Genomic DNA, 763 nt, shown 5'->3' with positions numbered 1-763 from the left:
TCTTTGCGAGTTAAAAGTGTTTGTAATAAATTCAAGGCTTCATCAAGTCTTAAATTTTCAATATAGCTTTTAGCAAGCATAAGACCATTAAAACTTGTAGGATTTAAAGAAAAAAGCTCTTGAGCATAATATAAAGCTTTTTGAAAAAGAGAAAGTTTATAAGAAGAAAGCATAGCAAATTCTAAAGCAAATTTTGGACTTTCTTTTAAAAATTGCTCACTCAAGTTTAAACATTTTTCATAATTAGCATTAAAATAATAATAATGAATTTTATCAAACATATTTTTCCTTGATAGTTACATTAAAATCCAATATTATCTTATAAGTTGCATAAAAAGATAATTATATTTTTATAAAATTAAATAATAAAACAAAAATAAAAAAATAAAAAAATAAATACAATAACAACATCCATCCTAATAATTTTAAAATTATCAGGATGAAATTTTAACAAGTAGGAGAGTAAAAACTAATTAAACTAAGTAGGATCTTTTATAAGATTACCAAAGATAATTAAACTGAGCAAATCCTGTATGGGTATTGCCATCTTTATCAAACATTCCATTATAGTTTAAACTAAAATAGAAAGCTTCATTAACAGGAATAATTAAAGAAGTACTTACAAATTTTTGTACTCTTGGTAAATCAAACTCATCACTTACTTTTATATTTCCAAATCTAGCCTCAGCTTCTACTTTAGGATTGATATTAAACTTAGCTCCAAGTTCTACTGAAGTTTTTAAATTAGGCAACCAATCTCTAA

At 23.9% G+C, this 763-nt stretch carries 2 pseudogenes; both read right to left on the bottom strand.

Features of this window, described 5'->3' with window-relative positions:
* Positions 1-281: pseudogene (locus ELQ11_RS09610) on the bottom strand (hypothetical protein); the annotation flags it as partial.
* Between the two features lie 219 nt (positions 282-500).
* Positions 501-763 (bottom strand): annotated as a pseudogene (locus ELQ11_RS09605) (autotransporter outer membrane beta-barrel domain-containing protein); the annotation flags it as partial.

It is taken from the genome of Campylobacter sp. US50a, assembly GCF_004379015.1.
Lineage (GTDB): Bacteria > Campylobacterota > Campylobacteria > Campylobacterales > Campylobacteraceae > Campylobacter_D > Campylobacter_D jejuni.
This window is presented reverse-complemented; position numbering and strand designations above follow the sequence as displayed.